23 protein-coding genes are annotated in these 24,152 nt (G+C 66.4%); 17 read left to right on the forward strand and 6 right to left on the reverse strand.

Features of this window, described 5'->3' with window-relative positions; translation table 11 throughout:
* The first annotated feature begins 13 nt into the window (after positions 1-13).
* A complete protein-coding gene (locus M1247_RS02015; RefSeq protein WP_317154580.1) occupies positions 14-781 on the forward strand; it encodes an HpcH/HpaI aldolase family protein in 768 nt (255 codons plus the stop codon).
* Here M1247_RS02015 and lipE read toward each other — a convergent pair.
* Both lipE and M1247_RS02025 read right to left on the reverse strand, forming a co-directional pair.
* Complete coding sequence (gene lipE / locus M1247_RS02020) at positions 765-2,009, reverse strand: lipase LipE (RefSeq protein WP_317154581.1); 1,245 nt, start codon at positions 2,007-2,009, stop codon at positions 765-767. The genes M1247_RS02015 and lipE overlap by 17 nt on opposite strands.
* Positions 2,006-2,491, reverse strand: a complete 486-nt coding sequence (locus M1247_RS02025) for a peroxynitrite isomerase (RefSeq protein ID WP_317154582.1) — start codon at positions 2,489-2,491, stop codon at positions 2,006-2,008. The genes lipE and M1247_RS02025 overlap by 4 nt, the downstream gene beginning before the upstream one ends.
* Positions 2,492-2,613: 122 nt before the next feature.
* On the opposite strand from M1247_RS02025, the gene M1247_RS02030 reads away from it, so the two are divergent.
* Positions 2,614-4,548 carry an HNH endonuclease signature motif containing protein gene (locus M1247_RS02030; protein WP_317154583.1) on the forward strand — a complete coding sequence of 645 codons (1,935 nt, stop codon included), beginning with the start codon at positions 2,614-2,616 and terminating at the stop codon, positions 4,546-4,548.
* Positions 4,549-4,743: 195 nt separating this feature from the next.
* Here the strand turns inward: M1247_RS02030 and M1247_RS02035 are convergent, their stop codons facing one another.
* Entirely contained in the window at positions 4,744-5,382 is a 639-nt protein-coding gene (locus M1247_RS02035; RefSeq protein ID WP_317154584.1) for a class I SAM-dependent DNA methyltransferase, read from the reverse strand.
* A 49-nt stretch (positions 5,383-5,431) separates the two neighbouring features.
* On the opposite strand from M1247_RS02035, the gene M1247_RS02040 reads away from it, so the two are divergent.
* The 5 genes from M1247_RS02040 to M1247_RS02060 all read left to right on the forward strand — a co-directional run bounded on the left by M1247_RS02040 (position 5,432) and on the right by M1247_RS02060 (position 9,872).
* Complete coding sequence (locus M1247_RS02040) at positions 5,432-5,974, forward strand: hypothetical protein (RefSeq protein ID WP_317154585.1); 543 nt, start codon at positions 5,432-5,434, stop codon at positions 5,972-5,974.
* Positions 5,975-6,073: 99 nt separating this feature from the next.
* On the forward strand, positions 6,074-7,468 hold the full coding sequence (locus tag M1247_RS02045) for a PepSY-associated TM helix domain-containing protein (RefSeq protein WP_317154586.1): 1,395 nt from the start codon (positions 6,074-6,076) through the stop codon (positions 7,466-7,468).
* Positions 7,461-7,955 (forward strand): copper chaperone PCu(A)C, encoded by a 495-nt coding sequence (locus M1247_RS02050; RefSeq protein ID WP_317154587.1) that lies wholly within the window; start codon positions 7,461-7,463, stop codon positions 7,953-7,955. Before M1247_RS02045 ends, M1247_RS02050 begins: the two co-directional genes overlap by 8 nt.
* Positions 7,948-9,159, forward strand: coding sequence for a Dyp-type peroxidase (locus M1247_RS02055; protein WP_317154588.1), 1,212 nt, complete (start codon positions 7,948-7,950; stop codon positions 9,157-9,159). The genes M1247_RS02050 and M1247_RS02055 overlap by 8 nt, the downstream gene beginning before the upstream one ends.
* Before the next feature lie 44 nt (positions 9,160-9,203).
* Entirely contained in the window at positions 9,204-9,872 is a 669-nt protein-coding gene (locus tag M1247_RS02060) for a GNAT family N-acetyltransferase (protein ID WP_317154589.1), read from the forward strand.
* A 3-nt stretch (positions 9,873-9,875) separates the two neighbouring features.
* On the opposite strand, the gene M1247_RS02065 is transcribed toward M1247_RS02060, so the two are convergent.
* Positions 9,876-10,454 carry a TetR/AcrR family transcriptional regulator gene (locus M1247_RS02065; protein ID WP_317154590.1) on the reverse strand — a complete coding sequence of 193 codons (579 nt, stop codon included), beginning with the start codon at positions 10,452-10,454 and terminating at the stop codon, positions 9,876-9,878.
* A 206-nt stretch (positions 10,455-10,660) separates the two neighbouring features.
* On the opposite strand from M1247_RS02065, the gene M1247_RS02070 reads away from it, so the two are divergent.
* The 7 genes from M1247_RS02070 to M1247_RS02100 all read left to right on the forward strand — a co-directional run bounded on the left by M1247_RS02070 (position 10,661) and on the right by M1247_RS02100 (position 17,708).
* Positions 10,661-11,635 (forward strand): DUF5996 family protein, encoded by a 975-nt coding sequence (locus tag M1247_RS02070; RefSeq protein ID WP_317154591.1) that lies wholly within the window; start codon positions 10,661-10,663, stop codon positions 11,633-11,635.
* Complete coding sequence (locus tag M1247_RS02075; RefSeq protein WP_317154592.1) at positions 11,632-12,240, forward strand: sigma-70 family RNA polymerase sigma factor; 609 nt, start codon at positions 11,632-11,634, stop codon at positions 12,238-12,240. The genes M1247_RS02070 and M1247_RS02075 overlap by 4 nt, the downstream gene beginning before the upstream one ends.
* A gap of 86 nt (positions 12,241-12,326) precedes the next feature.
* Entirely contained in the window at positions 12,327-12,719 is a 393-nt protein-coding gene (locus tag M1247_RS02080) for an ester cyclase (RefSeq protein WP_317154593.1), read from the forward strand.
* Positions 12,720-12,769: 50 nt separating this feature from the next.
* On the forward strand, positions 12,770-14,398 hold the full coding sequence (locus M1247_RS02085; RefSeq protein ID WP_317154594.1) for a glutamate synthase-related protein: 1,629 nt from the start codon (positions 12,770-12,772) through the stop codon (positions 14,396-14,398).
* Positions 14,395-16,353, forward strand: a complete 1,959-nt coding sequence (locus tag M1247_RS02090) for a thiamine pyrophosphate-dependent enzyme (protein ID WP_317154595.1) — start codon at positions 14,395-14,397, stop codon at positions 16,351-16,353. The genes M1247_RS02085 and M1247_RS02090 overlap by 4 nt, the downstream gene beginning before the upstream one ends.
* A 138-nt stretch (positions 16,354-16,491) precedes the next feature.
* Positions 16,492-16,797 (forward strand): hypothetical protein, encoded by a 306-nt coding sequence (locus M1247_RS02095; RefSeq protein WP_317154596.1) that lies wholly within the window; start codon positions 16,492-16,494, stop codon positions 16,795-16,797.
* Positions 16,798-16,817: 20 nt separating this feature from the next.
* Entirely contained in the window at positions 16,818-17,708 is an 891-nt protein-coding gene (locus tag M1247_RS02100) for an SDR family NAD(P)-dependent oxidoreductase (RefSeq protein WP_317154597.1), read from the forward strand.
* On the opposite strand, the gene M1247_RS02105 is transcribed toward M1247_RS02100, so the two are convergent.
* The gene (locus tag M1247_RS02105; RefSeq protein WP_317154598.1) at positions 17,705-18,361 is read right to left on the reverse strand and encodes an enoyl-CoA hydratase-related protein; all 657 of its coding nucleotides are present in this window, start codon (positions 18,359-18,361) and stop codon (positions 17,705-17,707) included. The two genes, M1247_RS02100 and M1247_RS02105, sit on opposite strands and share 4 nt — an antisense overlap.
* Positions 18,339-18,965 (reverse strand): TetR family transcriptional regulator, encoded by a 627-nt coding sequence (locus M1247_RS02110; RefSeq protein ID WP_317154599.1) that lies wholly within the window; start codon positions 18,963-18,965, stop codon positions 18,339-18,341. The genes M1247_RS02105 and M1247_RS02110 overlap by 23 nt, the downstream gene beginning before the upstream one ends.
* Positions 18,966-19,069: 104 nt before the next feature.
* Here M1247_RS02110 and M1247_RS02115 point away from each other — a divergent pair, with 104 nt between their 5' ends.
* From M1247_RS02115 to M1247_RS02125, 3 genes are read left to right on the forward strand one after another with little or no spacing between them, the layout of a single operon-like run.
* A complete protein-coding gene (locus M1247_RS02115) occupies positions 19,070-19,783 on the forward strand; it encodes a TetR/AcrR family transcriptional regulator (protein WP_317154600.1) in 714 nt (237 codons plus the stop codon).
* The gene (locus tag M1247_RS02120; protein ID WP_317154601.1) at positions 19,783-22,356 is read left to right on the forward strand and encodes an ABC transporter ATP-binding protein/permease; all 2,574 of its coding nucleotides are present in this window, start codon (positions 19,783-19,785) and stop codon (positions 22,354-22,356) included. The genes M1247_RS02115 and M1247_RS02120 overlap by 1 nt, the downstream gene beginning before the upstream one ends.
* A complete protein-coding gene (locus tag M1247_RS02125; RefSeq protein ID WP_317154602.1) occupies positions 22,353-24,083 on the forward strand; it encodes an ABC transporter ATP-binding protein in 1,731 nt (576 codons plus the stop codon). The genes M1247_RS02120 and M1247_RS02125 overlap by 4 nt, the downstream gene beginning before the upstream one ends.
* Positions 24,084-24,152: the final 69 nt, after the last annotated feature.

The following is a 24,152-nucleotide window of genomic DNA, read 5'->3' on the forward strand; positions in this document are numbered from 1 at the left end:
GGAAGGCCGACTGATGAGTGCACATGAGTTCGCTGCCCGACTGCGGCGCCGGGAAAAGATCCTGGGCTACTGGTCGGTGCTGGATTGCCCGGTGGCCCACGAGTGGGTCGCCCACGTCGGTTGGGATTACCTCGCATTGGATCTCCAGCATGGCTTGATCGGTTACTCCGGGATGGTCGCCGGTCTGACCGCGATCGACGCCGCAGGCGGTCCGGTCGGGCTGGTCCGGGTCGAGTCAAACGACCCGACCCCGATCGGCCGTGCCCTCGACGCCGGGGCAGCAGGGGTAATCGTGCCCCTGGTCAACAGCGCCGCGGAGGCCGCCGCGGCGGTGACTTCAGCGACCTATCCGCCCAACGGCATCCGGTCGTATGGCCCGATGCGCGCACAGTTGCGGATCGGACCGGTGCCTGCCGAAGCCGACCGTGACACCGTGGTCCTGGCGATGATCGAAACGCCGCAGGGGCTGGCCAACGTTGCCGAGATCTGCGCCGTGCCCGGACTGGACGGGGTCTATGTGGGTCCCTCGGATCTACGCCTTGCAGTCGGTGGAGCCCACTCGCAGGACCCCGCCGTGGAGGATGAGTTCGAGGCGGCGCTGCTGCGGGTCCGGGAAGCCGCCGCGAATGCCGGTATTGCCGCCGGAATCCACACCGCTGATGGTGCGGCGGCCGCCCGACGCCTGTCAGAAGGATTCACTTTCGCCTCTGTCGCTTCAGATCTCACCCATCTCAGGATCGCCTCGGCGGCTCATCTCAAAGCGGCTACCGAAGGCCGCTGACCGGGATCTCGGCGGCGATACGGTCCAAAACGGCGGGGTAGCGGTTGGCTTCCCGGTGGGCGCCGGGCTTGCCGCTGCTGACGATGGCGGCCGACAGCTCACGTGCCGGGTCCGCCCAGACCGCGATGTCGACCAGCCCGGTATGTCCGAACGCCGAGGCCGTGTTGCGACCAAACGGCCCGAACCGCTTGCCGCCCAGCATGTAACCGGTGCCCCAGCGCATCGGTTTGAGCCCGGTGGCGACATCGGGCCGCATCCGGCGGCACGGCGCCGTCGCCGCGTTCAGCGTCTCCGGCTTCATGATCCGGACGCCGTCGAGCTCCCCTCCCCGGCGCAGCATTTCGGCGAACCGTGACAGCTCGTCGGCGGTCGAGACGGTGCTCGAAGACGGCACCACGCTGGTGAGGAACAAGGGGGTGTTGCTGAACGGAATGATCCGGTCGGGGGTGCCGCCGACAGCGGCTCGGAACGCCGCCGCGATCGGTGCCGGAAGTGGTTTTCCGGTCACGTGACTGGGCGCGACCAGCGGAACATCCTCGGGCGCAACACCATAATTCGTCCAACGGAATCCCAGTGGCTCCAGGATCTCCTCGGCCAGGATGTCCCGGATACTGCGACCGGTCGCCGCGGAGACGATCTCGCGGATCAGTGGGCCCCAGGTCAGCCCGTGATAGATGTGGACCAGCCCGGGCCGGTACACGGGTTTCAACTGGGCCAGCTGCTCGCGGGTGTACGCGCTGTCATCGACGCGCGTGACGTCGGGCCTCGGTCCCGTGTGGATGGGTACGCCGGCGCTGTGTGTCACCACATGCCGGATCGTGGTGCGGTCCTTGCCGTGACTGGTGTACTCGGGCAGGTAATCACAGACCCGGTCGTCGAGGGAGAAATGCCCGCGCTCCACCAGCATGTGTACGACCGTGGTGCTGATGGCCTTGGCTGCCGAGTACACGCAGAACGGGGTTGAAGTGGTGACGGGAATCTTCTCGGCGTCCGGCGGATCGTCCGGGCCATTACCCCACGCGTGTCCGATGGCGCGATTGAGGACGACATTGCCGTTGTGCCGCAGGCAGACTTGAATCGCGGGGTGCATCCCGGCCTCGTACCAGTCCCGCACCGATTGCCAGATGCCGTCGACCGCTTTCGGGTCGATGCCAGAGTGGTCTTCGTCGCCGATGGCCGTGATGGCGTCGAGATCGTCGGGGAGCATGATCCTGCCGTCGACGTTCATGGGTGCTGCCTCTGCAACGTCGCGGCCAGGTGGTGCTGCAACGGTTGTCCCATCGCGCCCATCTGAACCGTGTAGGTCAGCTCATCACCGGCAACCCGAATCGAACGGGTGAGTGCCGCGACCTTTTTGGCTGACGCAGTGAGGCCGATCGTGGTGGCGCTCAGCTGCATCTCGATGATGTCCCCGTCGATTGTCAGCGTGCCCTCCTGGATTTCGGTAATACCGGTCGGATGCGCCAGCACCCATTCCACGCGGCCGGCGGACGGTACCCGTACGTAGCCCGTCTCGGCGTGCAGTGGCCTGCCGTCCTCCTGCGCCCTGGTCCGTTGGGCGTAACTCAGGAACGGCTTGCCGACGTGGCCGAACGTGACCTCCTCGGCGTATCCGAACGACTCGATCGTGGGGTACTCGCCTGCGCCGGGACCGGCCCAGGTGCCCAACAGGGGAGCCAGGACGGCGAGGGCGGGATGGAGGTCAACCACAACGTCAGGGTACGGCCGGCCGTCTGCTTGGCTTCAACCGCAAACATCTTTGGTCAATGTGGCCTCGTTGGCCCCTGTGGTCACATTTGGAGCTGAGGCGGACGGGTTTTGTCGGTGGTCGAATGTATGTTCGATGTATGGAGGGTGGTGTGGTCGCGGCGATTGCCGGGTTGCGGGCGGCGTTCGACGCGTTCGCGGCCTGTGAGGTCGAATCGCTGACCCGCGCTGAAGTGTTCGCCGTGCTCGATGAATACGAGACGCTGCGCTGCCAGCTACTCTCGCCGTCGCATCGACTGCTGGCCCAACTGCAAACCGAATGTTCACCGCGGGAATTGGGCGCCAAATCCTGGAACGAAGTCCTTCGCATCCGGTGGCGACTGTCCACCGCTGAGGCCGGCCGCCGCCTGGCCGAGGCGGCCGAGTTGGGGCCGCGGCGCACCCTGACCGGTGAACCGTTACCCCCACTGTTGGCGGCGGTCGCCGCCGCGGTGCAGGCCGGGCTGATCAACGCCGATCACGTCAAAGTCCTGCGCGAGGTGATCGGTCGGCTGCCCGGGTTCATCGACCCCACCACCTGTGAGCAGTTTGAAGCCGACCTGGTCCGCGTCGCCGTCGGGGTCGGACCCAAAGAACTCAAAGACACCGCCGAACTGCGATTGTTTCTGCTCGACCAGGACGGCCCCGAACCCGAGGACGCCGAACGCGAACGCAAACGCGGGGTCACGATGGCCACACAGGGCCGCGACACGCTGACCGATCTGACCGCCCGACTGAGCCCCGAACTGGCTGCAGTCATGGAAGTGCTGTTCGCCAAGCTCGCCGCCCCCGGCATGTGCAACCCCGACGACGAGGAACCCTGTACCACCGGGACCCCCACCCAAGCCCAGATCGACAACGATCACCGCAGCCTGGCCCAACGCCAACACGACGCACTGATCGTCATCGGACGCATCGCGCTGATGAGCGGCGACCTCGGCCAACTCAACGGGCTACCCGTGTCGATCATCATCCGCACCACCCTGCACGATTTGGAATCCCGCGCCGGGATCGGCCACACCGGTGGTGGGACCACGCTGCCCATCAACGATGTCATTCGGATGGCAGCCCACGCCAACCATCACCTGGCGGTGTTCGACCGGGCCACCGGATCCGCGTTGAACTATTTCCGGGCCCGACGCATCGCCTCCCCGGCCCAACGGATCATGCTGATCGCCCGCGACGGTGGCTGCACCAAACCGTGTTGCACCGTGGGTGCCTACGGCAGCCAAGTCCACCACGCCGTCACCGATTGGGCCGATGGCGGCTACACCAATGTCGATGACATGGCCCTCGCGTGTGGGCCCGACAACCGTCTGGTCCACTCCGACGGCGGCTACACCACCACCATCACCGACACCGGCGAAGTCGCCTGGCACCCCCCACCAGCCCTGGATCACGGCCAAGCCCGCATCAACTACCACCACCGCCCCGAACTCCTGCTCACCCCACCCCAAAACCCACCCCACCCGAACGAACCGAAACGCGAACCGACATCCGAGCCAGGCCCGGAGGCAGAACCCGAACCGAAGTGCGAACCAGGCATGGACGCGACACGTGAACCGGCGCCGGAAGCAGACCGCGAAGCGGAGCGCGAACCAGACTGGGAAGCAGAACCCGAGCCAGAACCCGAACCGGAACGGCAAGCAGAACCCGAACCGGGGAGGGACGCAGAGCACGAACCGCAGGGCGAACCACAGTGGAACGCGCAACGCGAACCACACTGGGACACAATCGCAGACCTCGACTGGCACCCCCAGTCAATCCCCGTGTGCGACCTCGAAGCAATCCTGGAATGGGACCGCGAATGGGCCAACATGCATGACCAGCCCACCCCGACCCCACCGAGTACCGATGACCTCCACGACCCGGCCCCGCTCAACCAGCCGATTCCCCTCGACTGGCTCGACGACGACCCCACGGCGATCGAAACCAACCCCGACACCGGCGCCTACCCCGACCCCCGGCAAACCACCAGCACCACCTACGCCCACACCAGCAACCAAGCACGCGGACCCTGAGATCTATGCAAGCCCCGGGCTTGCCCCCGACCCCCACGCGGTCCTCGGACCGATCCTGACGATACACGCCTCGGGGCTTGTGCCACCCCGCCGAGCCTGATCCACCCATACCCGGGTACCACGCCGCCGACACCCGACCGAAATCAGCGGGCCACCGACCTACCTCACCGACACCAACAACGACGAAACAGACTGTCAGCCAGCATGATCTGACCGACATTGGGCGATGACGAATGCTTGGTCCGCTGTCTCGCTCAAGCTCTCCTGCCGGTCCCGGCGGGCGGTCGCGTAGTGCATGAATCCCGCCGATTCGAGTGCGCCGCGCACAGTGGATACGTCGTGGCGCAGGAACGTCATGGCAACGTCGTGGCCGAACGCGTGATCGAACGTCAAAGGGGCGGCGTCGGTCTGGAATCCCAGCAGTAGCCATCCGGTGTCGCTGAGCACCCGGCGGAATTCGCGGAACAGCTCGGGCAATGAATCGGCGGGCGTGTGGATGATCGAGTACCAGGCGCACACGGCGGCAAAGCTGCCATCGTCGTAGGGCAGCTCGATCATGTCGGCCACCTGGAACGGCACCTGCGGGCACCGCTGTTGTGCGATGGCAACCATGGCGGGGGAGCCGTCGATACCTTCGACCCGCAATCCACAGTCGGCGAGTTCGCAGGCCGCCTGGCCGGGCCCACAGCCCACGTCGAGCGCGTGATCGCCCCCGGAACGGGTGACGAGTTCGGCGAAGGACCTGATAATCGCCCGGTCGAACGGCCTTACGTCGAACTCACCGGCGAATGTTTCCGCATACTGCGTGGCAATCAGTTCGTATTGGTCGTACACAGGACAACCGTAAGCGGCGTCACGCAGGCCGGGCGGTAAGGTTCGGCAGGTGAGCACGCCCGCCAACCATGCCGCGTACCTGCGCGGCGGCTTGGTCGGTGCGTGCTCGGCGCTCACCGCGACGGTGGCGCATACCGTCGCCGGCGGCGCCCCGCCCGCCAGCAGCCCGTTGGTGCTGCTGGTGATGGTGTGCGCGGCTCTCGGCGCCGCGGCGGGCGGTTTCACCCCGGAAACGCGATCCGCTCGGACAGTCCTGTTGATTGCGGCGCTGGCTGCCGGCCAGATGCTCGGACACGTGGCGCTCAGCATGGCGGGCGGTCATCACCATTCCACGGCACTGCTGACCGTGCCCATGCTGGGCTTGCACGTGGCCGCGGCGATCGGGCTGGGGTTGTTGATCGGCGCGGTCGAGTACCTCTACGTCGTCTCCGCATCGGTGCTGTCCTGGCTCAGGATCTTCGCCGCGTGCCGCATCCGGCCCCAGGCCCGCGCGGTGTGGTGGCCTTCGAACGTCGTTGTGGCGCGGCCGGTTCTGCTGCGCACAGGGTTGGGAATGCGGGCGCCGCCAGCGGTGTGCCCTGCGGGCTTCTAGCACCCGCAATCGCTTCATGTGAGCCCGTCGGATCGCCGGCGGGCTGTTACCCGTTGCGCGCCGAGTGCCGCACATTCCCTTGAGCGAAGGCATTTCTTCATGACCACCACCCCTGACAATCAATTACGCACGGAACCACCTCCCACCAAACCCGCGACCGGCAGTGCCCTACGCCCGCTGCTGGTCCGGCTGCACTTCTACGCGGGCGTATTCGTCGGCCCGTTCATCCTGATCGCCGCCGTCACCGGCCTGCTGTATTCGCTGATCCCGCAGATCGACACCATGGTGTACCGCCACGAACTGACGGTCGACCAGGTTGGCGGGCAGCGACTGCCGCTGGCCGAGCAACTCAGCGCGGCGCGCGCCGCACACCCCGAAGGCACCGTCGCGAGCATCAAGCCGCCGGTCGAACCGAACGACACCACCCAGATCCAGCTGGCCGTCGATGATGTCCCTCCGGACTACTCCCGCACGGTGTTCGTCGATCCCTACACCGGCGAGATCCGTGGCGCCCTGACGACATACGGGATGTGGATGCCGGTGCGGGCCTGGTTCGACGAACTACACCGCAACCTGCACCTCGGCGCAGTGGGCCGCAACTACAGCGAGCTCGCCGCCAGTTGGATGTGGGTGATCGTGCTTGCCGGGCTCGCGCTGTGGATCTCTCAACGTCGCGACGCACGCACCGTGCGCAGCATCGCCCTGCCCGACCGGGCGGCCAAGGGTAGGCGCCGCACCCTGAGCTGGCACGGCGCGGTCGGAGTGTGGATCATCGTCGTGCTGCTCGGCCTGTCGGTCTCCGGTATCACGTGGTCGCGCTTCGCCGGTGAGACGGTCAACGGCATTCAGGCACAGCTCAACACGACGGCACCGACCCTGCAAACCGCGCTCGGAGGCGGAGCCGGTCCCGCCGCGGCCCACCACGGACACGGCGGCGGCGAGACCACCCTGCACGGTGCCGACACCGTGTTGCGGGCCGCAGAACAGGCCGGTTTGCAAGGGCCGATGTGGATGACGCCGCCCTCGGAACCTGAGCAAGCCTGGCAGGTCGCCGAACGGCAACGCACCTGGCCGACCCGCTACGACACGGTGGCGGTCGATCCGCAGTCCGGGGCCATCACCGACCGGGTCGACTTCGCGCAATGGCCGGTGTTGGCCAAGCTCACCGAATGGACCATCGAGGCCCATATGGGCCTGCTGTTCGGCATTCCCAATCAAATTGTGTTGGCCCTCACCGTGATCGGACTCATCGCGATCATCGTGCGCGGTTATCGCATGTGGTGGCAACGACGCCCGACCCGAGGATCGGCATGGGCAGTGGGACGTCCACCACTGCGCGGAGCGTTGCGCCGCCTCCCACCGCTGGGGATCGCCGCCGTGGTTCTCCTGGCGGCTGCCATCGGTTGGTGCCTGCCGTTGTTCGGGCTGAGCCTGCTGGCGTTTGTGGTCGTGGACGCAGCCATCGCTCTCAAGAAGAGGTCCGCACATGCGTAGGGCGGCAGCAGTTCTCAGCGCGGTGGCGATTGCATTGGCTGGATGCGCCCAGGGGCATCACGAAGAACAGATGGGCGCAACGGTCTCGCTCAGTGACCAGTGGGCCAGTGCCGCGTCCGGCGGTATGACGTCGGTTTTCGGCACCTTCGCGAACTCCGGCCATCACGATGCGCGGATCGTCTCGGCGACATCGCCGGTCGCGGGCAGTGTCGAGATGCATGAGGTGGTCGGTGATGCCACCGGATCAAAGACCATGCGTCCCAAGGAGGGTGGGTTCGTCATTCCCGCCGGAGCCTCCCACGACCTGGTGCCGGGCGGAGATCACCTGATGTTGATGGACCTCAACGCGCCGTTGCGTCCCGGAGCTGACGTCGAGGTGACCGTGGTGTTCGAAGACGGCTCGACCCTGCCGGTGACCGCGCAGGTGCGGGACTTCGCCGGCGGCAACGAGAACTATCAGCCCGACGCACCACAGGATCATGGCTGAGCCGTCCCGGCTGAGTGTCAGCCGGCGGCGCCTCCTCACCGGAGGCGCCGCCGCGCTGGCCACCGGTGCCGCACTGACCCAATGCGGCACCGCGCAGTCAGCCACCAACCAGCACGGGTTCGGCAGCGACATCGAACCGTTCCACGGTCCTCATCAGGCCGGGATAGTCACCGCCCCACAGTCCCACGCGTTGTTTCTCGCGTTCGACGTACTGTCCGGCACCGGACGCAGCGACCGCGAAACCGTCGCTGCGATCCTGCGGCTGTGGACCGCCGATGCCGCCCGACTGACCAGCGGTGTTCCCGCGCTCGCGGATACCGAGCCCGAACTTGCCATGCGTCCGGCGCGACTGACCGTCACGGTCGGCCTCGGCGGCGCGCTGCTGGATCGGATCGGCCTGAGGTACGCCCGGCCGCCATCGGCCCGCGAGCTACCGGTGTTCGGCACCGACAAGCTCGAAGACCGGTGGTCCGGTGGCGATCTGCTGCTGCAGATCTGTGCCGACGATCCGATCGTGCTGGCACATGCCACCCGGGTGTTGGTGAAGAACGTGCGCTCGATGACCGTGCAACGCTGGCGCCAGGGTGGCTTCCGCAATGCCCGGGGGGCGGACCGCCACGGCACGACGATGCGCAACCTCATGGGCCAGATTGACGGCACCTCCACTCTCGAGGCCGGCGAGTTCGACGATCTGGTCTTCAGCGGTGACGAGGTCCATCCAGGGCTGGCCGGTGGAACATTGATGGTGATCCGCCGCATCGAGATGCAGTTGGACACCTGGGATGAGCTGGACCGGCAGAGCAAGGAGTTCACTCTCGGGCGCACACTCGACACCGGCGCACCGTTGACGGGTCAACGGGAAACCGACGAGCCTGATTTCGCCTTGCGTCGCAACGGGATCCCGGTGATACCGGAGAACTCCCACGTTGCGCTGGCCCATCATCGCGGTGGCCGGGAGCGGTTTCTGCGCAGGCCGTACAACTTCGACGATCCGCCCGAAGCCGGGCAGAGCTCGAACACCGGGCTGATCTTCGTGACCTACCAGCGTGACATCGACAGGCAGTTCCTCCCGGTGCAGCAGCGGCTGGCGAAGTTCGACGCGCTCAACCAGTGGACCACCGCCATCGGTTCGGCGGTGTTCGTCGTGCTGCCCGGCGTCGATTCGCCCGACGGATACCTGGGAGAGGAGTTGCTGAACGGCTGACGAACGATGGCGGACGGGTGGCCCGGCCGCCTACTCTCGGTGGCATGACCGATCACGACAAGGCCGCAGCGCGGCGCGAGATTGCCGACGCTCTGCTCAATGCCCTCAACCGGCGGCACGAGTTGCTCGACCTGATCGTGGAGGCCGAGGACCGCGCTGCGGCCGTCGACGCGGTGGCGGGGATGCTGAACACCTCGCACACCGCGGCCGACGCCGTGGTCGGGCTCTCGTTCGAACAGATCACCAAGGAATCGCGGCGCAACATCGCCGCCGAGCTCGATGACCTGAACAGCCAGCTCAGCTTCACCGCGTCGGAACGTCCGGCCAGTTCGGGCGAGACGCTCGACTTGCGGCCGTTCTCCGAGGGAACAGACCGGGATCTCTTTGTGGCCCGCACCGTTGACGTGGGCGCCTCCGGTGACGGTTCGGGTAAACCCGCCGCCGATGTGGACGACGAGATTCGTGCGGCGCTGAACCGGGTGCGTGCCGAGGAGGCGGCGTGGTTCGTCGCGCTCGAGGGCGACGAGAAGGTCGGGATGGTGTTCGGCGAACTGACCGGCGGCGAGGTGAACGTCCGGATCTGGATCCACCCGGACTTCCGTAAGCGTGGCTACGGGACTGCGGCGCTGCGCAAATGCCGCTCGGAGATGGCGTCGTACTTCCCGGCGGTCCCCATGGTGGTGCGCGCGCCGGGCGTGGAACCGCCGGCCTGATCTTCAGCGCACTCCCTGAAACGTGATTTTCAGTATGGCGTCGATGTGTTGGGGTTCGAGCGGCATCGCATGAAACATCCGGTATTCGATGACCCCGTAGAGCACATCGCGCAGCGTCTGCACGTCGGCGTCGGCGCGGATCTCGCCGCGCTCCTGAGCAAGGGCAGCCCGCGCGCTGAATCCTTTGATGTTGGGTTTGATGATCTGCTCGTGTACGGCGTCCAAGAGGTCAGGGTCGGATTGGCCGGCCGCGATCACACCCCGATATGCCGCTCCGAAACCCGTGGTCGTGATCAGCTCCAGGATCCCGATCAGCTGGCCCCGTAGGTCGGCGACGATGTCACCGGTGTCGGGGAAGACGACCACGGGATCGAGGGACTGGGTCGCGGCTTCGAGCACCACCGCACCCTTCGACGGCCACCAGCGGTAGATCGTCTGCTTGCCGCAGCCTGCCCGCCTGGCGATTGCCTCGATCGAAACGTGGTCGTAGCCGAGCTCACCGACCAGGGAGATGGCCGCGTCGAGGATGGCCCGCCGCGACTGCTCGTTGCGCCGGCTGGGGTCGGGAGGGCTCGGTGGCATGCCGGGAACCATAGCGAGATGTACCGCTCCAAACAATACGAGACGGATCGTCTTGACACGAGACGAGCCGTTCCGTACCGTCATTTTTGCGGCCTCGGAACGACTCCATATCGGCCTCATTCGCGATTGTTTTCCCCTCGTTACCTGGTGTTTCTGACTCGATGGAGAGCTCGCATGACCAAGACCGGCGCACTCGAAAGGCTGAGATGACTAGTTTCCTGACGGGCAACGAATGGCCGTCCTTGCGTGTCGACGATTGGGAGCCGACCCGCCACGTGTTGCACATGTGGACCCAGATCGTCGGGAAGGTGCGGTTGGCTCACGCTCCTCTGCTCAACCATTGGTGGCAGGTGCCGCTCTACGTATCACCGCGAGGTCTCTCGACATCGTCGATGCCGGTGGACACCCGCGTTTTCGACATCGAGTTTGACTTCGTCGACCACACCCTTTCGGTGCGGGTGAGCGACGGTGGCGCTGACTCCATGGATTTGCGGGACAAATCCGTGGCCCAGTTCTACGACGAAACGCTGGCAATGCTGGGGCAACTCGGCGTCGCGACGCGGATCTCGACGCGACCGAACGAAGTGGATCCCGCCATTCCGTTCGCCGAGGATCAGCGGGCAGGTTACGACCCCTCCGCGGCAGGCGCATTCTGGCGGCAGCTGGTGCAGGCCGATCGGGTGATCAATCAGTTCCGTTCCCGGTTCGCAGGCAAGGTCAGCCCGGTTCATTTCTTCTGGGGATCGTTCGACTTGGCGTGTAGCCGATTCTCCGGTCGTCTCGCACCCCCTCATCCCGGGGGTGCGCCGAACTGTGCTGACTGGGTGATGGTGGAGGGCTATTCACACGAACTGAGCAGTTGCGGATTCTGGCCCGGTGGCGGAGACGAAGGGGCGTTCTACTCCTACTCCTACCCCGAACCGGACGGCTATGCAGACTTCGCCGACCGACCTGACGGCGTCTTCTATGACGACGGACTACGGCAATACCTGTTGCCGTATGAGGTTGCGCGCGCAGCTCGGGATCCGGATCAGTGCGTACTGGACTTCCTCGAGTTCACCTACGGCGCGGCAGCCGATCTGGCCGGATGGGACCGCGCAGCGCTCGAGACAGATCCGGACCGCCGGCCGAATTCGTTGCCATCCCAGACGAACCCGATGTCTAGGAGACCTTTGACATGAGCGTGGCTGATGAATGCGGCGAGACCGACGACGAACTGGCCGCTCGGTTCGAGCGTGACGTGATCCCGCTTCTGGACACCCTCTTTGCCGGGGCCATGCGAATGACCCTGCAGCGCACCGACGCCGAAGACCTGGTGCAAGAGACCCTGGTCAGAGCGTATGCCGGATTTCGGAGCTTCCAGCAGGGAACAAATCTCACCGGGTGGCTCTTTCGCATCCAGACCAATGCGCACATCAGCAGTTGCCGCAAGCGGATGCGCCGGCCCTTGGAGACGATCACCGACACGATCCACGACTGGCAGTTGGCCGCCAACGCCGAACGTTCACCGAGAACGTTGCGCTCAGCGGAATTAGAGGTCTTGGAGTCATTGCCCGACAACGACATCAGAAAGGCTTTGGACGCACTGCCTGAGGCGTTTCGGATGGCGGTGTACTACGCCGACGTCGAAGGACTCACCTACAACGAGATCCGCGACATCATGGGCACGCCGGCAGGCACCGTCGTGTCACGAATTCATCGCGGCCGATCCCAGCTGCGAGTCCTGCTGGCCGACCTCGCCGCTGACCGCGGATACCTGCGCCGTCGGCAACAAGCAGCGTCGTGACCACAGATCTACGGCATCGAAGTGACAAGCAATCAAGCTGAATCGCCCTGCAGGATGATTCACCAGTGTATTAAGGGGAACAATCAGTGACTCGGCACGATGAATACCGATCCCTGTACCTGTCCTATCTCAAGTGCTGTAACGACCACGACCTGGAAGGTATGGCGTCGTTCTATGAGCCGACCATGAAAGTCAACGGCGTCCCGATGGAACCAAAAGCCGTGACAGCACAGTTCGAACCGACGATCGCCGGTTTCCCTGACTGGCATTGGGATATGGAGCACATCGTCATCGACGGCGACGATATCGCGGTGCACTTCACGGTTACCGGCACCCATCGGGGCCGCTTCGAAGGGATCGAGGCAACCGGTCGAGCGGTGACGGTCTCGCAGTTCACTCTTTATCGCCTCCACGATGGCAAATTCGCGGAGGTCTGGGATCTGGTCGACACGAACGCATTGATGAAGCAGATCGCGTAGCGCCGAGGCACGGGCGACGACATCGACGTGACAAAAAGGAGGACGGACAGGTGACCACTGCGGCGGGCAATGCTCTACATGTGGCCGGGCTGGCGGGCATACCCGAAGGCGCGCCATACGGTGTGGAGATCGCGGGAGTGGACCTGGTCCTGGTCCGCGTCGGCAGCGATATCTCGGCGCTGCACGGTCGCTGCGCGCATCGCGGCGTTCGGTTGGCAGACGGCCATATCGAGGGCAATGCTCTGGTATGCAATCTGCACGGGTGGCGCTATGACACCAAAACCGGTGTCGCGCCGGTCAATCCGGCTGTCGCGCTGGCGAAGTTTCCCGCCTGGGTAACCGACGGCGAAGTTTACGTCGACGAATCCGCAGTCACCGCATTCGCGGAGGCCAACCCGCAGTCGTCCGGCGATGACGGCTACCAGGGTGCCTGGATCAAGCCGACCGACACGTCCGACGAGCCCTTCGTCACCCAGATTCACGAGTTCGCCGCGCATGGATTGACCCGGGTGGGGCCCGACGGCCCGGTGGCGGCTATGGGGGTTTCGCGCAATCAGCTCCCGTCCTGGGAATCGATCCAGTTGTTGCCCGCGCAACTGCGTCGGCTGCCGCTGCTGGAGGACGAACCGGTCAGCACCGAAACCGTGATCGGCCCAGGCGCCGCCCGTCCGCTGGTTCTCGATATCCCTTTGTTCGTCAGCGATATGAGCTTCGGTGCGCTGTCCCAAGAAGCGAAGATCGCCCTTGCCGCGGGAGCAGAACTCGCCGGCACCGGAATCTGCTCGGGTGAGGGAGGAATGCTTCCCGAAGAACAACAGCAGAACTCGAGGTACTTCTACGAACTGGCCTCCGGCCGGTTCGGATGGAGCTTCGAGCACCTGCGCAAGGTGCAGGCATTTCACTTCAAAGGCGGCCAGGGCGCCAAGACCGGCACCGGCGGACACCTGCCCGGATCCAAGGTGGTGGAACGAATCGCCGAGGTCCGGGAGCTGCCCCCTGGGACGCCTGCGATTTCGCCGGCACGGTTCCCCGAGTGGGACTCGCTGACGCAGTTCAAAGACTTTGCCGCACAGGTGCGCGAGGCGTCCAGTGGAATTCCGGTCGGATACAAAATGAGCGCGCAGCACATTGAACAGGACATCGACGCGGCGCTGGAGATCGGCGTGGACTACCTGATCCTTGACGGCCGTGGTGGCGGGACCGGTGCCGCGCCAACGATCTTCCGCGACAACATCTCTGTCCCCACCATTCCGGCGCTGGCACGGGCACGGCGACACCTCGACCGGTCCGGCGCAGGTCGGGTCACGTTGGTGATCACCGGCGGAATCCGCACCCCGGCGGACATGGTCAAGGCCCTGGCGCTGGGCGCCGACGCCATCGCACTGTCCAACGCTGCACTGCAGGCGATCGGGTGTGTGGGTATGCGCGCCTGTCATACCAATGCGTGCCCTGCGGGCATCGCCACTCAAGACCCGCAGCTGCGCGCGCGGTTACCGGTACCGGCGGCCGCCCAACGACTGAATCGCTACCTGCGCTCGGTCGTGGAGCTGATGGTGGTGCTGGCCCGCGCGTGCGGACACCGCCGTCTGGGCGACTTCGAACTTGATGATCTCGCAACATTCGACCGGGACTTCGCGTACTTGAGTGGAATCCCCTATGCAGGAGCGACACCACTGTGACCAGTGACCGACTCGACAACCATGACCTGGTTTGGCACAAAGTGGCCGATGCCGACGAAGTCGACGAGGGCCAGGTGATGACCTGTCCGGTCGGACTGAAAACCGTCGCGGTGACCAAACTGCATGGCCGCTACGGCGCCATCGACAACCGCTGCCCGCACCAGGGCGGACCGCTGGGCCAAGGCACCGTGGAGAACGACAAGATCCGCTGCCCCTGGCACGGGTTCGATTTCGACCCGTTCACCGGACAGGCCGCCGGCGGACCCGATTTCGACGTCCCTACCTATCCCGTCGAGGCCCGTGAGGACGGCATCTACGTCGCCGGACCACCGCCGGCCCCCCACACCCGGACGGTCAGTGATGTCCTCGTCGAGACCATGGTCAACTGGGGGGTGGACACCGTGTTCGGCATGGTCGGCCACTCCAACCTGGGCGTCGCAGAAGCGCTTCATCGCGCCGAAACCGCGGGGAAATTAAAGTATTTCGGCATCCGCCACGAGGGAGCCGCGGCCTTCGCTGCCGCAGCCTACGGAAAACTCACCGGCAGGCCCGCCGCGTGCTTCGGGATCGCCGGGCCAGGTTCGACGAACCTGCTGACCGGGCTGTACGACGCCAAATCTGATCGCGCCCCGGTGCTGGCGATATCGGGAAACGTCGACTCTTCGGTGGCGGGTAAAGGTGCATTCCAGGACATCGACCTGCTCGCGGCCTTCGCCGACGTGGCTGTCTACTCCCAAATGGTGCGGGCCGGATCGGAACACGCCGAACTGATGACGCTGGCGCTCAAGCACGCGATCCTCGAACGCGGCGTCGGCCACCTCGTCGTACCCGATGAGGTTCAGGTGCTGGGCGCACCCGAACAGCCGGCGTCCGGGCCGCAGGGCCGGATGCCGGATCTGCGGATCGGGCCCGCGGCCGAACCGTTGCAGCAGGCCGTGGCACAGATCGCCGCCGCGACCCGCCCGGTGGTGGTTGTCGGCGCCGGCGCAAAACACGATATGGTCGCCGTGATCGCACTCGCCGAGACCCTGCACGCTCCCGTGCTGACCACGTTCAAAGCCAAGGGCCAGATCTCCGACGAGCATCCCCTGGCCTGCGGTGTGCTGGGCCGCTCGGGCACACCGGTGGCCTCCTGGATGATGAACAAGGCCGACCTGCTGCTGGTGTTCGGCGCGTCGTTCTCCAACCACACCGGCATTTCGCCGTACAAGCCGACCATCCAGGTCGACACCGACCCGTTGGCCCTCGGCCGATTCAAACCGGTGACAGTGCCGCTCCTCGGTGACGTCGGGGTGAGCTGCGCCGCGCTGCGCGAACAGCTGCGTCCCCATCCGGAGTTGGTCGACCAACGCCAGGAGGTGGCGGCGCGATGGCGCGTCTGGCGGACCGAGAAAGCACGCCGCGCGGCGGCGCGCAGCAACCGTGGTGTACCCGCAGCGACAATCATCGAGGCACTCAACCGCCTCGTTCCGGCCAACGCGGTGCTCACCGTCGACGTCGGGGATCATGCCTACTCGTTCGGGCGCTATTTCGAGACGAAGGAGCAAGAGGTCCTGATGTCGGGCTACCTCGGATCGATCGGATTCGGGTTCCCCGCCGCCATGGGTGCCTGGGCCGCCGCCCCGGACCGACCCGTCGTCGCGGTCACCGGTGACGGGGGATTCGGCCAGTATCTGGCCGAAATCACCACGGCGGTCAAATACGGTATGAACATCACCCACGTCCTGCTCAACAACGGTGAGCTCGCGAAAATCAGTGACGAACAGCGCGCCGCCGAATACGCCGTGTGGCAGACCTCGCTGCACAACCCTGATTTCGCGGCCTTCGCCCGTAACTGCGGCGCCCACGGCGTCCGTGTGACTGACCCCGCCGACCTCGCGGCGGCGATCACCGAAGCCCTCGACCATCCCGGGCCTGCGCTCGTCGAGATCGTCACCGACCCGCAGTCCCGTTAGGACACGGATGAAATGAGTTGAGGGCCGCGGTTCTCCACCGGGATGGTCAAGGCCGCCTGACCACTGCATTCATTGAAAACTGGTGTCGGCGCTCACAAATTGCTTGGCAGCAGCCTCACAGGAGGGGATTATGGAGTCATGCTAACCATACGGAAACTCATGGGGTCAGTGTTCGTAGCGGGAGCCGCAGCGGCGATCGCAGCCGCGCCGACAGCCATGCTGCTTGCCGATTCTCCGGCGTCGATCACCGATCTGAGCGGCACGAACCAGGTCGTGCTGGCGTCACCGACCGGCGGTGGCGACGCGGGCGGCGGCAGCGGCTGCGACAGCGGACCCGGCTGGCAAGGCTGCGGCGGCTGGAACCCGGTACAGGGCGGCTTCGGCCACGGCTGCATCAACGGCATCTGCGGTGGCTGGGACGGCCAACGCGGTTGGGGTAACTGACCCGGCGCTACCCTCAGCCGGTGACTAGTGCATGGTCGCCGAGCCGTCTCGGCAATCTCACCGGCAAGCGGATCATGGTGACCGGCGCGACGAACGGCGTCGGCCTGGGAACCGCACGTGCGCTGGCACGAGCGGGCGCGCAGGTCATCATGGCGGTCCGCAACACCGATCTGGGCGCGCAGCGCGCCGCCGAGATCGGCGGCGACATCGTGGTGCTGAGGCTGGATCTGGCCGAACTGTCGTCGGTGCGCGCATTTCCGGACCTGCTCGACGGCGATGTGGACATCCTGATCAACAATGCGGGCGCCCTCACTCAGCACCGCACCGATACCGTCGACGGCTTCGAGATGACGCTCGCCACCAACCTGTTGGGCCCGTTCGCGCTCACCAACCTGTTGCTGGGCCGGGTGCGGTCGCAGATCATCAATGTCGGCTCCGACGCGCACCGGTCGGCAACGCTGCGGCTCGACGATATGCACCTGCGCACCCACAAGTGGACGGCACTGGGTTCCTACGCCCGGTCGAAGCTGACGGTGATGCTCTGGGGCCTTGAGTTGGATCGGCGGTTGCGGGACGCGAAGTCGCCGATCACCGCCCAGCTCACCCATCCCGGGTGGGTCGCCTCGAATCTGCAGAACGTGTCGGAGAAGCCGTTGATGTCGGCCGTGCAACACGGGATCAAGGCCGTGGCCGACGTCTTCGCCAACGACGTCGATGCGGGCGCGGCTCCGACGCTGTACTGCATCAGCGAGCCGATCCCGCCCGGCAGCTATGTCGGCGTCGACGGGAAGTTCGGACTGCGTGGCGGCCCGGTCTTGATCGGCCGCTCGGCGCTCGCGTGCGACTACGCGGCCGCCGCCCGGGTGGTGGAATTCGCCGAGCACGAGACCGGCACTGCGCTCGCGGTCTAGGTGCTGCGCAGCGCGGCCGCGGCGGTGCCGAACATGGTCTGCTTGATCGCTCCGAGAGTGCCGGAGTCCTTGCCGCCCAACGGACGCAGCAGGTCGGTGGCAGCGGCGGTGACAGCGCCCTCGTCCGCGGTGGCCTCGACGAGTCCGACGGCCACGGCGTCAGCCCCACCGAACCGGCGGCCGGTGGTCATCGAGGCGACCGCGGCCTGCGGCGTCAGTTTCGCCTGGATCAGCGCGGCCATGCCGTCGGTGAAGGGAATGTGGATGTCGACCTCGGGAAAGCAGAAGTAGCCGCGGTCGGCGCGCATCACGCGGAAGTCGTGCGCGATTGCCAGCATCGCCCCTGCGCCGAAGGCGTGTCCGACCACCGCGGCGGCGGTCGGGATGGGAAGGGTGAGAAAGCGGGCCAACAATCCCTGTACCCGGTTGACGTACCACGGTCCCTGATCACTGTGGGCGCCAAGCCAATCCAGATCCAGACCATTCGAATAGAACTTGTTGTCGGCGGTGGTGACCAGTCCGTGGGCGCCTCGCGCGTGGATCGCGTCCAGGTGAGAATCGACGGCGTCGAGAAACTCGGGGGAGAAGCGGTTCTCGTCGCCCCCGAGGTTGAGTATCGCGATGTCGCCGTCATAGTCCAGTGACGTTGTCATGGTTTCCCTTCTGTGATGGTGGCCCGACGGCCAGTACGGCCTGCACCGCCGCCTGCAGATATCGGCGCGCAGTTGGATCGGCTACCCGGTTGCGGTGCAGCAGAATAGCCGTCGGCAGATCGACGATGCAGGTGGTGACGGTGTCCACGGCCGCACGGTCGCGGCGGTCCCACGCGCTCATCGCCAGTGCGATCATCGTGTCCACCAACTGCTTTTCCAGCGCCTGCACCTCGGCTGCGAGGTCACCTGGCAGGTCGGCGTCCAGCAGCTCTTCGCGCCGGACCTGGAGGACGAGACGGGCGGAGTCCGGGTGACGCTCAGTGAAGGCCACCGGCGCCTGCGCTGCGGCCACGATCGCGTCGGTGCCTCCCTCGGTGGCCGCCACCAGATCCCGCTGCAGCGCCAGGAATCGGCGGCCGGCCCGGAGCCAGGCGCGGCCCAGCAGGCCGGCCCTCGAGCCGAATGTGTGGTAGATCGCGCCGTTGGACAACCCCACCGTGGCACTGACCGCCCGTACCGTCACGGCGGGTGGGCCGGAGGCGGCCACGATCGACTCGACGGCGTCGAGAACGTCGTCCGAGTCGTACACGCGCGGGCGGGGCATGACGCAACCATAACAGAGCGTTTGCTCTGTTATGTCGACGTAGCTGTTGACGAACGGTTAGGCCACCCTTAGTTTGTGGGGGTAACTTTCCTCAGGGGGTGATCGTGGCCGTACCGGACGTCGCCACGCGCGTCGGTGGCCGCCGACCGCTCATCGCGGTGCCCGACATCGTCGCCGCCGGGCGCGCGCTGGGCATGCGCGAACTGAGTGTCAACGCCGTCGCAGCCAGGCTCGGGGTTTCGGCGACGGCGCTGTACCGGCACATCAGCGGCCGGTGGGAACTGGAGCGCCTGGTGGGCGAAAGCCTGCTGGCCGAACTGATCCTCGACGACGACCCCGGGCTGACCGTCGAAGAACACCTGCGGTCCTTCGGGCTGCAACTGCACCGCTATGCCCTCGACCATCCGGGTCTCGCGGCCTACCTTCAACTGCTCTTCCCCCGGGGCGAGGCCGGTGCGCGGCTGCTCGCCGAAGAGGTGACCATTCTCGGCAGTCGTGGCTACACCGCAGAGGCCGCGGCGCTGCTCAGCAGCTCGGTGGCGGTGCTGGCGATCGGCCTTGCTGCCCAACATGAGATCAAGGCAGAAGCCGGCGCGGGGGACGACGGATTCGCCCTCGAGCGCGACGCGGCTGCGCAGCGCCTTGCCGCCGACGCTGCCCTGGCGCCGGTGCACACCGCCGGAATGCACCTGACCTCAAAGCAATACGTGGGATTACTGCTCAACGGCTTGATCCGGGGCCTTCTGACCGCGGTGCGACCAAGCCGACCGATAGACGACATCGTGGCGGATCTGACCGCCGCAGGAGAGGACCGCTGATGGCACGCGGCATCCAGGGAGTGATGATGCGTGGCTTCGGCGCGCGTGATCACCAGGCAACGGTGGTCAGCACCGAGCATGTGACACCGAAGCTGCTCCGGATCCGGATGGTCTCACCCACGCTGTTCGAAGACGCGGTGGCCGAGCCGACCTCATACCTCCGATTCTGGGTACCGGATCCCGACGGAACCAAGACCGAGTTCCAGCGCGCCTACACCATGATCGAAATGGAACCCGACACGGGGCATTTCACGATCGACGTGGTGCTGCACGAGCCCTCCGGCCCGGCGTCGAAATGGGCCAGGTCCGCCCGTCCGGGCGACACCGTACCGGTGATGTCGCTGGGGTCACCGGGATTCAGTGTTCCCGAGGACCCGCCGGCAGGTTACCTGCTGATCGGCGACGCGGCTGCCACCCCGGCCATCAACGGCATCATCAGCGTTGTTCCCCATGATATTCCGATCGAGGTGTACCTCGAACAACACGATGACAGCGATCTGCTCATCCCCATCGCCGAGCACCCCAGAATGCGTCTGCACTGGGTGGTGCGCGAGGACACCACATCACTGGCCGCCGCGATCGAGGCCAGAGACTGGTCGGACTGGTACTGCTGGGTCACACCGGAGGCCGGCTCCCTCAAGCACCTGCGCGCCCGGCTGAAAGGCGAGTTCGGATTCCCCAAATCCGAACTGCACCCCCAGGCCTATTGGACCCAGGGTCGCGCGATGGGTACCAAACGCGATGACGAAACGCCCGAGGCCGCACCCGAGACAGCCAAACCTGCTGTGGCAAAGCCGGAACCGCAACCCGCGGCCGCCGCGCCCGCACGCGGCAACTGGCGTTCGCAGGCCGCGGGCCGGCTGCTGGCCCCGTTGAAGAACCAACTGATCATCTCCGGTGTGCTGCAGGCCGTGATCACGTTGGTGCAGCTGGCGCCGTTCGTACTGCTCGTCGAACTGGCGCGGCTGCTGCTGGCGGGGGCTCCGTCCGACCGGCTGTGGACGCTCGGCCTCGCAGCCGTCGGGCTGCTCGGCACCGGCACCTTCCTGGCCGCCGCACTGACCTTGTGGCTGCACTGGATCGACGCGCGCTTCGCACGTGATCTGCGTACCCGGTTGCTGACCAAGATGTCCCGGCTGCCGTTGGGCTGGTTCACCGCACGCGGATCGGGTTCGATCAAGCAGCTCGTGCAGGACGACACGCTGTCCCTGCACTACCTGGTCACCCATGCCATCGGAGATGCCGTAGCGGCGGTGATCGCCCCGGTGGCCGTCCTGGTCTATCTGTTCACGGTGGACTGGCGGCTGGCGCTGGTGTTGTTCATCCCGGTGCTCACCTACCTCGTGCTGATGTCGGTGATGACCCTTCAATCCGGGCCTCGCATTGCACAGGCGCAGCGGTGGGCCGACCGCATGAGTGGCGAGGCAGGCGCCTATCTCGAAGGCCAGCCGGTGGTGCGGGTGTTCGGTGGCGCGGCGTCGTCGAGCTTCCGTCGCCGGCTCGACGAGTACATCGGCTTCCTGGTGGCCTGGCAGCGGCCGTTCACCGGCAAGAAATCCTTGATGGACCTGGTCACGCGGCCCGGTACCTTCGTGTGGCTGATCGCCGTCGTCGGCACCCCGATGATCGTCACCGGTGCGATGGACCCGGTGGACCTGCTGCCGTTCCTGTTGCTGGGCACCACGTTCGGGGTCCGTCTGCTGGGCATCGGCTACGGGCTGGGCGGGATCCGCGGTGGCATGCTGGCGGCCCGGAGAATCCAGACCGCGCTCGACGAGTCCGAGCTCGCCGTGTCCGAGGACGAAGCGACCGCCGGGGACGAGGGCGCGGTGGTGTTCGACCGCGTGACGTTCGCGTACCGGCCCGGTGTGCCGGTGATCCAGGAGGTTTCGCTGACCTTGCGGCCGGGTACCGTCACCGCGCTGGTCGGCCCGTCGGGATCGGGCAAGTCCACCCTGGCAGCGCTGCTGGCCCGCTTCTATGACGTCGGCGACGGCGCGATCAAGCTGGGCGGCAACGATATCCGTTCACTCAGTGCCGACGAACTGTACCGCCGGGTCGGCTTCGTCCTGCAGGAGACCCAGCTGGTGGCCGGAAGCGTCGCGGAGAACGTCGCACTGGCCGAACCGGACGCCGGCCTCGACCGGGTGCAGGAGGCCGCCCGCGACGCCCAGATCCATGAGCGGGTGCTGCGGTTGCCCGACGGGTATGACACCGAACTCGGCGCGGCGGCGAGCCTGTCCGGCGGTGAGCGGCAACGGCTCACGATCGCCAGGGCGATCCTGGCCGACACGCCGGTGCTGATCCTCGACGAGGCCACTGCCTTCGCCGACCCCGAGTCCGAATACCTTGTGCAACAGGCTCTCAACCGGCTGACCAGAGACCGCACCGTGCTGGTGATCGCACACCGGTTGCACACCATCACCCACGCCGACCAGATCGTGGTGCTCGACGGTGGCCGCATCGTCGAAACAGGCACCCACGAGGAACTTCTGGCAGTCGCCGGTCGCTACCACCAACTGTGGGAGACCGGCCGCCGAGACACCGTCACCGCAGGGGAGGCCGCCCGATGATCCGGACCCTGATCGCCCTCGTGCCAACCGCGATGCGGCCCAAACTGGGTGTCTACTCGATCCTGACGCTGGCCTCCGTGTTGATCCGGGCCGCGGGCACGGTGCTGCTGGTACCGCTGGTGGCCGCATTGTTCAGCGACACGCCCTCGGACGCCTGGGTGTGGCTCGGCTGGCTGACCGCGGCGACCGTCCTCGGCTGGATCGTCGACACCACGACCTCGCGGCTCGGCTTCGACCTGGGTTTTGCGGTCCTCGACAACACCCAGCACGATGTCGCCGACCGGCTCCCGAACATCCGCCTCGACTGGCTGACCGGTGAGAACACCGCCACGGCACGGCAGGCGATCGCGTCGACGGGACCCGAACTGGTCGGCCTCGTGGTCAATCTGCTCAGCCCGCTGATCGGGGCGATCCTATTGCCTGCCGCGATCGCACTGGCACTGCTGGTGGTATCGCTGCCGCTCGGGCTGGCAGCGCTGGCCGGCGTCGCCGTGCTGCTGGGAGCGTTGTGGGCGTCGGGCAGGTTGAGCCGCAAGGCCGACACCGTCGCCGACGAAACCAACAGCGCCTTCACCGAGCGCATCATCGAATTCGCCCGCACCCAACAGGCGTTGCGGGCGGCCCGCCGGGTGGAACCGGCGCGCAGCATGGTCGGCGGCGCCCTGGCCGCTCAGCACGGCGCCAGCGTGCGACTGCTGGCCATGCAGATTCCGGGGCAGCTGCTGTTCAGCCTGGCCAGCCAGCTGGCCCTGATCCTGTTGGCCGGAATGGCAACGGTGCTGACTGTGCGCGGCGCGCTGTCAGTGCCGGAAGCGATCGCGCTGATCGTCGTCGTCGCCCGCTACCTGGAACCGTTCACGGCGCTCAGCGAGCTGGCCCCGGCGATCGAATCCACCAGGGCCACGCTCGGCCGCATCCGCGCCGTGCTCGATGCGCCGGCACTGTCGGCGGGCACCGCCGAGCTCGGCGACGCGCACCGCGCGCCGCGCATCGAGTTCGACGACGTGAGTTTCGGTTACGGGGATGTCCCGGTGTTGGAGAACGTCAGCTTCGTGCTGGAGCCGGGCGGTACCACCGCGATCGTCGGACCGTCCGGCTCGGGCAAGAGCACCATCTTGGCGCTGATCGCAGGGCTGCATCAGCCGACGGCGGGCTGCGTCCTGATCGACGGGGTGGACGTCGCCACCCTCGACCCCGAAAACCGCCGCGCCGCAACCAGTGTGGTGTTCCAGCATCCCTACCTGTTCGACGGGACGATCCGCGACAACATTCTGGTCGGTGACCCCGGTGCCGACGCTGACCGGCTCTCCGGTGCGATGCGGCTGGCCCGGGTGGACGAGCTGACCGGGCGGTTGCCCGACGGCGACGCAGGCAAGGTCGGCGAGGCGGGCGCGGCGCTGTCCGGCGGTGAGCGCCAACGCGTCAGCATCGCCCGGGCACTGGTCAAACCCGCACCGGTGCTGCTGGTCGACGAGGCCACCAGCGCGCTGGACACCGAGAACGAGGTCGCGGTGGTCGATGCGCTCACCGCGGATCTGCAATCGCGGACACGGGTGATCGTGGCGCACCGGCTGGCCAGTATCCGCCACGCCGACCGCGTGTTGTTCCTGGACGATGGCCGGATCGTCGAGGATGGCAGCATCGACGCGCTGCTTGCCGCCGGTGGCCGCTTCGACGAATTCTGGCGCCAGCAGCACGAAGCCGCGGACTGGCAGATCACGCACTGATACGGACCTCGAACCTCCGCTACTGTATCTATTACAGTTAGGCGTCCTGGAATGGCGTCGATGGGAGGT

Origin of the sequence: Mycobacterium appelbergii (assembly GCF_032883035.1) — a bacterium.
In the GTDB taxonomy this organism is placed as follows: Bacteria; Actinomycetota; Actinomycetes; order Mycobacteriales; family Mycobacteriaceae; genus Mycobacterium; species Mycobacterium appelbergii.

What these genes read in the sequence shown, in the direction of transcription:
- M1247_RS02065 (WP_317154590.1), bottom strand. Translation starts at nt 10,454, where the DNA reads ATGCCACCGAGCCCTCCCGACCCCAGCCGGCGCAACGAGCAGTCGCGG.
- M1247_RS02060 (WP_317154589.1), top strand. Translation starts at nt 9,204, where the DNA reads ATGACCGATCACGACAAGGCCGCAGCGCGGCGCGAGATTGCCGACGCT.
- M1247_RS02015 (WP_317154580.1), top strand. Translation starts at nt 14, where the DNA reads ATGAGTGCACATGAGTTCGCTGCCCGACTGCGGCGCCGGGAAAAGATC.
- M1247_RS02070 (WP_317154591.1), top strand. Translation starts at nt 10,661, where the DNA reads ATGACTAGTTTCCTGACGGGCAACGAATGGCCGTCCTTGCGTGTCGAC.
- M1247_RS02120 (WP_317154601.1), top strand. Translation starts at nt 19,783, where the DNA reads ATGGCACGCGGCATCCAGGGAGTGATGATGCGTGGCTTCGGCGCGCGT.
- M1247_RS02125 (WP_317154602.1), top strand. Translation starts at nt 22,353, where the DNA reads ATGATCCGGACCCTGATCGCCCTCGTGCCAACCGCGATGCGGCCCAAA.
- M1247_RS02105 (WP_317154598.1), bottom strand. Translation starts at nt 18,361, where the DNA reads ATGACAACGTCACTGGACTATGACGGCGACATCGCGATACTCAACCTC.
- M1247_RS02030 (WP_317154583.1), top strand. Translation starts at nt 2,614, where the DNA reads ATGTATGTTCGATGTATGGAGGGTGGTGTGGTCGCGGCGATTGCCGGG.
- M1247_RS02075 (WP_317154592.1), top strand. Translation starts at nt 11,632, where the DNA reads ATGAGCGTGGCTGATGAATGCGGCGAGACCGACGACGAACTGGCCGCT.
- M1247_RS02045 (WP_317154586.1), top strand. Translation starts at nt 6,074, where the DNA reads ATGACCACCACCCCTGACAATCAATTACGCACGGAACCACCTCCCACC.
- M1247_RS02050 (WP_317154587.1), top strand. Translation starts at nt 7,461, where the DNA reads ATGCGTAGGGCGGCAGCAGTTCTCAGCGCGGTGGCGATTGCATTGGCT.
- lipE (WP_317154581.1), bottom strand. Translation starts at nt 2,009, where the DNA reads ATGAACGTCGACGGCAGGATCATGCTCCCCGACGATCTCGACGCCATC.
- M1247_RS02095 (WP_317154596.1), top strand. Translation starts at nt 16,492, where the DNA reads ATGCTAACCATACGGAAACTCATGGGGTCAGTGTTCGTAGCGGGAGCC.
- M1247_RS02055 (WP_317154588.1), top strand. Translation starts at nt 7,948, where the DNA reads ATGGCTGAGCCGTCCCGGCTGAGTGTCAGCCGGCGGCGCCTCCTCACC.
- M1247_RS02110 (WP_317154599.1), bottom strand. Translation starts at nt 18,965, where the DNA reads ATGCCCCGCCCGCGCGTGTACGACTCGGACGACGTTCTCGACGCCGTC.